Origin of the sequence: Faecalibacterium sp., assembly GCF_052358865.1 — a bacterium.
Lineage (GTDB): Bacteria > Bacillota > Clostridia > Oscillospirales > Ruminococcaceae > Faecalibacterium > Faecalibacterium butyricigenerans.
In genome coordinates this window covers 1-5,625 of the sequence record NZ_DAWCVJ010000113.1, presented here as the reverse complement: position 1 = coordinate 5,625, position 5,625 = coordinate 1, and the positions used below count along the sequence as shown (strand labels likewise).

Genomic DNA, 5,625 nt, shown 5'->3' with positions numbered 1-5,625 from the left:
ATTGTTGTAATGGGAACCGAAACGCGCAACAAGGCAGACACCATTGATAATCTGCTGGGTGTTCAGGCCCTTCATCTCTGCATAGGTATCCAATTAATTGAAGTAGCTAACACGCAGAGCCAGATAGGTATTAGCAAACAATTTGACCGCTTCTGCCTCGGTAAATCCCATGAACAGCGTATCAATGTTTTCCTTGATTGCGCCTTCCTGAAGCAATTCAGCAAAAATATGTGCAGCCTTCACCAGACGGGCGTTTTCTACATCCGTGCCAACGATGATACGGCTCGGATACAGGTTGTCGTATAGAGCCTTGCTCTCACGCAGGAACTCCGGGCTGAAGATAATGTTATCGCAGTGATATTTTTCACGAACACTTGCAGTGAAGCCAACAGGAATCGTAGACTTGATTACCATGATTGCTTCCGGGTTATACTCAATTACCAGCTTGATAACCGCTTCAACCGCAGAAGTATCAAAGAAATTTTTCTTGCTGTCATAGTTGGTAGGAGCTGCAGTCACAACAAAATCAGCATCAGAATATGCTTCTTTTGCATCCAGCGTTGCAGTTAAATCCAGTTCCTTCTCTGCCAAATACTTTTCAATATAATCATCCTGAATCGGAGATTTTTTGCTGTTGATAAGATCAACCTTTTCCGCCACAATATCCACTGCCATAACCTTATGGTGCTGGCTCAACAGCGTTGCAATAGAAAGTCCAACATAGCCAGTTCCGGCCACAGCAATTTTCAAATCCTTAAAATCTCTCATGATCACTTTCTCCTCTCTCTGTTTCTCATTTTGAAAACACGCTTTTCACATACTCATAGCTGTTAATGTCACCAATGTCGTACCGCTTACCCGGCATAACATAAGCGTGCATCGGGGTCTGCTTGCTCAGCCATGCGGCAAAGCTGCCCGGCGCATCATAGCCGCAGCCATTGTCCAGTGCTTCCTGAATACGCTTTATGTCACAGGCACGGTAGCAATAGAACGGCGGCACAGCCAGATTTCCTTTCGGCTTTTTCGGCTTTTCCTCATAGCTGGTAATCAGATCATTTCCATCCAGCGTGATGATTGCCGTTTTCTGCTGCTTTTTCAGTTCATTTTCCTCGTGGCACATCACACAGGAGGTATTCTTTTCCTTGGCAAAATCAACGAACTTTGAAAGACTGAAATCCAGCACATTGTCGCCAGCCATAACCAACAAATCATCTACCAGATTTAGTTTTTCTACCGCCAACTGAATGTCTTTAACTGCTCCCAGACGAGTTTCATTGGTGCTTGTGCCATCGTCGATCACTGTAATCTCATAAGGCCGCGTCTTTTGCTTATTGCTTTTCCAATCCTCAAAATGCTGTGCAAACTTGTGGTTGGAAATCACCACAAATTCGTCAATATCGGTAGTATCCACCAAATCATCCACAAGCCAATCAAGAATGGACTTCTCGCCCACTTTCAAAAGCGGTTTCGGAAAATTCTCAGTCAGCGGATAAAGCCGTGTAGCGTAGCCTGCTGCCAAAATCAAGCATTTCATCTATATGTACTCCCCTCTTACAACTCAACGCCATCTGCGCTCTCGCACAGATGGAAACTATACTTTCCATCCAATGCCGGGAACGCTTTCAGATACTCTGCTGTGACCTTTGCTTCAATATCTTCGGCCTTATCCGGATCGATCAGTGCCATGCAACAGCCCTTGAAGCCCGCGCCGGAGAAGCGGCCGCCGTAGATACCATCGGTATCGGCCATGATTTCATACAGCTTTTTCAGTTCATCACAACCACACTCATAGTTGTAAATAGAGGATTTTCCGCTTTCAAAAACAAGCTGACCGTAACCCTCCAAATCACCTTTACGCCACAGTTCTGCACCCTTTTCGGCACGAGCGAACTCGCTGTAATAGTGTTCTGCGCGTCTGCGCCACAGTTCGGGCAGGCGGTCTTTATAGGTTTCAAAGACCTCATACGGTACATCGCGCAGCCGAGTATTTGCAAAGGTGTCGTAGTCCATCCTTGCGTACCCCATTAGTGCATAGGCTGCTGCCTTGCACTCATCCTGCCGCAGATTGTACTTGGAGTTTTTCAGGGAACGCTCCAAACCAGAGAAGAAAATTGCAACCTTGTAGGGCTTCATTTTCTCGCTGGTAGGGATCAGTTCATAGCTGTCATCTTTCGTGTCGAGGTACAGTAGATGGTTTTTCTTAGAAAGAACTTCGCAGCTCTGGTCGAGTTTTCCGCAGGAAACACCAACATACTGATTTTCCGCCGCCTTTGCGGTGAGAATCATCTCCATCGGTTCCAGATGGATGCCGTTCACTTTACACAGTGCAGACAAAAAGCAAATAATGACCGAAGCCGACGAGGACAAACCGCCAATCGGCAGGCTACCCTCAATGATGCCCGACAGACCAACTTTCAGTCGGTACTTCTCGGCCAGCATCTTAGCTGCACCGCGCAGATGGTCGGCCCAGTCGCCCTGCTTTTCATCCGGCACTGCGCTTACAAAAAACTGAGCGCGTTTCGGGAAGTTCAAAGACTGCAATTCTACAACGCCATTCTGTTTCGGGTGGTAGGCCATGTGGATTCCCTTGTCGATTGCCAAACCATTGATTTTTCCGTACTGATGGTCGATATGCGCTCCCAGCGGACTGATACGGTACGGGCAGAACGCCACATCAAACGGCTCCTGATGGTATAATTCCTTGTAAACCTCAACACACTTCATCGGTTTATTTTCCTATTCTTCTTTATTTGTAAAATTTTGCGTACCACTCAGCAAACTTCCGTAAACCCTCGCGCAAGCTGGTAGAGGGCTTATATCCGAAGTCACGCTCCAGCGCGCTCGTGTCTGCATAGGTCACAGGTACATCACCCGGCTGCATCGAAACCAGTTCCTTGTGGGCCTCGAAGTCGTAATCTTCCGGCAGCACCTTTGCACGAACCAACTCCTCGCTCAGAATCTGTACGAAGTCCAGCAGATTTTCCGGGTTCTGGTTGCCGATATTGTAAACGGCATACGGCGGAATCGGCAGACCGTCCTCACCGTTCTTCTTGTCCGGCGCACCCTGCATCACACGGACAACGCCCTCGACAATATCATCCACATAAGTAAAGTCACGCTTGCAGTTACCGTAGTTGAAAATCTGAATCGTTTCGCCTTTCAGCAGCTTGTTAGTAAAGCCGAAGTACGCCATATCCGGGCGACCAGCAGGGCCATATACCGTGAAGAAACGCAGACCCGTGGAAGGAATGTTGTACAGTTTAGAATAGGCATGGGCCATCAGCTCATTGGATTTCTTAGTGGCTGCATACAGCGATACCGGGTTATCCACCTTGTCATCCGTGCTATAAGGCACTTTTTTATTACTACCGTATACGGAAGAACTGGACGCATAAACCAGATGCTCTACCGGGGTATGCCCCTCATCGTAAGAATGGCGGCAGGCTTCCAGAATGTTATAGAAGCCAATCAAGTTTGCTTCCACATAGGCATCAGGGTTCGTAATGGAATAGCGGACACCCGCCTGCGCGCCAAGGTTCACCACGATTTCCGGCTTATACTGCTCAAAGATAGCTTCGATCACAGTCTTGTCTGCCAGATTGCCTTTCACGAAGCTGAAATTTTTAAACTGTTCCAGTTCGTTCAAACGGGCTTCTTTCAGGCGCACATCATAGTAGTGGTTCATGTTATCCAGCCCCACAACCTTGACCCCCTCTACTGTGGAGAGCAGCCGCTTTGCAAGGTTGGAGCCAATGAAGCCCGCCACACCTGTGATGAAAACGCTCTTGTTTTTCAAATCAATTTTTGTTTTATTTTCCATCATAATTTTTCTTATCCTCCCTTGTTGACTTCCCTGCTTATTTCATTGCACAACAACAAGCCTGTATACAGATTGCCACAACAATCTATACGCAGGCTTGCCTTCGTACCTCCTTATTTTCTGCTCTATCAGCTTTCGCTGCGGTGGGTTAAGTATAGAGCGCAACCAGAAGCCATTAGCACCTAAAATCACGCTGGCCGCAACGCATCATGACAAGCAGAAACAGGTTGAGGTGAAAAGGTCAAGCCGCGTAAACCCGCATGAAATCAGGATTTTTTCTGGTTGTCCATATTATTTCACACTCCCCACCGAGGATAGGCGGCTGGGAAATGGAGAATACATAGTCCTGCTTTCCGACCTTGAAGGTAGCTCCCATTGCTCCAAAGAAATAGGAAACAATGTTCTTCACACGGCTCTTCTTGTTGGTCTTGCTGAATTCCGGCACCCGGATTCGCAGTACTTTCACGCCGTTAATTTCTTCTTCGTAATATTTCTGTGTCTTATATTTATCTTCAATAGTTCCTAAGTAACTTGGCACCACACAAATCACTGTGATGTTGAACTTATCCAGCATACCCTCCGCCAACTCACGGAGAATCTGCCCCGTTGACGCAGTATCTGGAATATAGTAATGGGCATAAATCAGAAGATTCTTTTTATTTGGCATTTTGCTATATTCCTCTCACTCTTTTTTACATGTATCGCCTATGCGATTTCTTAACCACACTCCTGTGGTAATTGAATCTATTTCAAAACAAGTGTGTTGTTCACACCTGTAATTCTCTCTATGTAACTATCACTGAACAAACTTTCAGTTTTATTGAGTACACTCTCCTCGGACAGTCCACTTTATTACCTCAACTGAAACTTTGAACTATACACCTCAAGGACAACGCACTATCAAAGTGTTGTCCTTGAGAGTCATAACTCGATGTCCTCTATCCCCATTTTTCAAAGTGCTGACTCTTATTGTCATAACCCGCAAGGTCACTCACTTTGTTGAACTTGTACATTTTCACCCTTCCTTTTTATTGCAACATGAACAGTCATTTCCCCTTCATAACTCTTAATTCTTCGGAAAAATGGACATATCATGCCCATCTACCCTCTGCAATAAACTTTTCCGGAAAAATATAATTTTGCCTTTTCAGCACTTTTGCTCTCCACCTCTAATTCTCCGGAAAAATGAAGGTATCATCGTCAACTGTCGCTCTGCAATAAAACAGGCTCGTAGTGGGGTAAATTCGATGATATTTACGCTCCACTCTCGCCCATCAAGCCGCAACTGAAAGTTTGATGTAGACATTGGTAGGGGTCGCAATTACAACAAAATCCGCATCACTATATGCAGCCTTTGCATCCATCGTTGTCCCGAATCGGAGATTTCTTGTTGCTAATCATATTGACCTTTGCCTGCACAATATTAACAGCTACTACCTGATGTTTCTGACTTAGCAGCACTCCCAGCGAAAGGCCCACATATCCCGTGTCGGCTACGGCGATTTTATAGTTTTTCATGGTTATATCTCCTCACAAATCGTTTATTTTATAAAACAGCAAACAAGCCCACGGCGGATCACTCAATGGCAATCCACCGTAGGCTTGAACTCTCCTGCAATCTTTATTTGCTGCTCCTTTTTGTGGGTCAAAACAGAGCTTCCAAAAGCCACCTACATATAACCCTCAGGATTTCCCGCTTCTTGCAGTTTTTCAACAAATAAAACATTTGAAGGACAACTCAAGCCGTCAAAACCATTTAGTTATCGTAGGTTTTCTTGGTTGACCCTATTATATCTCTAGCCCCG

General features: G+C 45.8%; 4 protein-coding genes and 2 pseudogenes. All 6 read right to left on the bottom strand.

The features are described 5' to 3' along the window. Positions 1 to 750, bottom strand: a pseudogene (locus tag ACT8X9_RS12620) (nucleotide sugar dehydrogenase); the annotation flags it as partial. Between the two features lie 43 nt (positions 751 to 793). Next, entirely contained in the window at positions 794 to 1,534 is a 741-nt protein-coding gene (locus tag ACT8X9_RS12615; RefSeq protein ID WP_444269221.1) for a nucleotidyltransferase family protein, read from the bottom strand. A 17-nt stretch (positions 1,535 to 1,551) separates the two neighbouring features. Further along, positions 1,552 to 2,724 (bottom strand): GHMP family kinase ATP-binding protein, encoded by a 1,173-nt coding sequence (locus tag ACT8X9_RS12610; protein WP_444269220.1) that lies wholly within the window; start codon positions 2,722 to 2,724, stop codon positions 1,552 to 1,554. Positions 2,725 to 2,746: 22 nt separating this feature from the next. After that, positions 2,747 to 3,823: a GDP-mannose 4,6-dehydratase gene (locus ACT8X9_RS12605; protein WP_444269219.1), complete on the bottom strand. Its 1,077-nt coding sequence runs from the start codon at positions 3,821 to 3,823 to the stop codon at positions 2,747 to 2,749. Positions 3,824 to 4,061: 238 nt separating this feature from the next. After that, positions 4,062 to 4,487: a hypothetical protein gene (locus ACT8X9_RS12600; protein WP_444269218.1), complete on the bottom strand. Its 426-nt coding sequence runs from the start codon at positions 4,485 to 4,487 to the stop codon at positions 4,062 to 4,064. Between the two features lie 637 nt (positions 4,488 to 5,124). Further along, positions 5,125 to 5,338, bottom strand: a pseudogene (locus ACT8X9_RS12595) (UDP-glucose 6-dehydrogenase); the annotation flags it as partial. Positions 5,339 to 5,625 lie beyond the last annotated feature (287 nt).